At 76.0% G+C, this 1,616-nt stretch carries 2 protein-coding genes; one reads left to right on the forward strand and one right to left on the reverse strand.

Annotation, left to right across the window (positions count from 1 at the left end):
- Positions 1-771: CU044_5270 family protein (locus H5J30_RS32065; protein WP_181791126.1), on the forward strand; the 771-nt coding region annotated here is incomplete at its 5' end.
- Here the strand turns inward: H5J30_RS32065 and H5J30_RS32070 are convergent.
- Positions 755-1,528: an endonuclease/exonuclease/phosphatase family protein gene (locus H5J30_RS32070; RefSeq protein ID WP_181791128.1), complete on the reverse strand. Its 774-nt coding sequence runs from the start codon at positions 1,526-1,528 to the stop codon at positions 755-757. The genes H5J30_RS32065 and H5J30_RS32070 overlap by 17 nt on opposite strands.
- Positions 1,529-1,616 lie beyond the last annotated feature (88 nt).

The raw sequence follows: 1,616 nt of genomic DNA on the forward strand, positions 1-1,616 counted from the left end.
ACCGCGGCGGCCGTCGGTGCACCCGTCGCGCTGCTGGAGCGCGACGACACCTCGGGTCCGGCCGCTCCGGGAGACGCCTCTCCCGCCGGGATGCTGCGCCGGGCGGCGCGGCTGGAGCGGGAACGGGAGCGCTTGCGTCCGCCCATCGAGCCGCGCCGCGGCCAGTACGTGTACGCCAGGGAGTTCGTCCGGGAAGCCCCGGACGACGGCGGCAGGGCCGCGACGTACGCGCCGGAGACCTGGCTGGCGGCGGATCCCTCGCACCGGAGCTGGTCGAACAGGCGCCACGAGGAGGGCGGTCGGCTCCGGTCGGAGCCGGGGCTGTGGCCGCCGGCGGACTGGCGCGGCCTCACCCGGATCCCGACGGAGCCGGCGGCGCTGCTGACGCACGTCAGCTCCTTCGGAGCGGGGAAGACGCCGGACGAGTTCGACCGGGCGGACTGGCGGCACGCGTACACGTACGTCGGGCTCCTGCTCGAACGGATCCCCGTGCTGCCCGACGGGCTGCTGCCGGCGCTGCTGGAGGCGCTGGCCGAGTGCCCCCGCCCGGAGGTGCTGCCGGGCGCGACGGACGCCAAGGGCAGGGAGGCACTGGGGGTCGTGTTCCCCGACCGTACCGGTTGGTCCAGATATCTGCTCTTTGCCACGGATACGCACGAGTACCTGGGGACGCAGCGCCCGCGCGCCCACGACGCGAAGACCAGAAGTTTCACGCGGACGTCGCACCTCGACACCTACGGCGTCGTGGACGAGGTCAGGAAGCGGCCGTAGCCGGGCCGGAGGCCGGGATGCGGAGCGCGGCCAGGACCGGGAGGTGGTCGGTGGCGTCGCGGAGGTCGGCCGGGGAGACCCCCGGCAGGCCCGCCGGGACGCCGCAGCCCAGCACCTCGACCGCCCCGGTCGCGAGCACCGCGTCGATCCGCTTGCGCGGGTCCAGCGCCGTCGAGGTGCGCCGGCCGCCCCAGGGGCTGACCGCCCAGCCGTCCTGCAGTTCGTCGGCCAGCCTGCGGAACGCGGGGCCCTTGGGGCGCTCGTTGAGGTCCCCGGCGACCACGACGTGCGGCTCGCCGAGTGCGCGCACGTGCGCGAGCAGCAGCCCGGCCTGCTCGTAGCGCTCGGCCCTGGCCAGGCTCAGGTGGGTGCTGACGACGGCCACCCGGGCCCCGCCGAAGCGCAGCACCGCCGTCGCCAGCCCCCGCTGGTGCAGGCCGGGGGTGCGGGGCAGCAGCTTCTCGTCGGTGCGCTCCACGTGCGCGCGCAGGCCGGCGAGGAGCATGGGCCCGGCGGTGGTGGCGCCGCCCGTGACGTACAGCAGTCCGGTGGCGCGGGCGAGCCGCGCGGCCTTCTTGCGCCAGCGGAAGAAGCGGGGCGCTTCCTGGATGCAGACGACGTCGGGGGTGCAGGCCCGGATCACGCGGGCCAGGGCGGCGGTGTCGTCGCGCATGGAGCGGATGTTGTAGCTGAGCAGCCGGATGACGGCGGAGCCGTCCGGCTCGGTGCGCGAGGCGGGGAGATCGGGCAGCAGCACGGGGGTGAGACTACCGGGGCGGAGGCGCGGTGAGGCGGTGGAACGCGGCCGTCGGGGGCGGCGGCCGTCGGACGTGGCGGCCGTCGTC

This window comes from Streptomyces phytophilus (assembly GCF_013870535.1).
Classification (GTDB): domain Bacteria; phylum Actinomycetota; class Actinomycetes; order Streptomycetales; family Streptomycetaceae; genus Streptomyces; species Streptomyces phytophilus.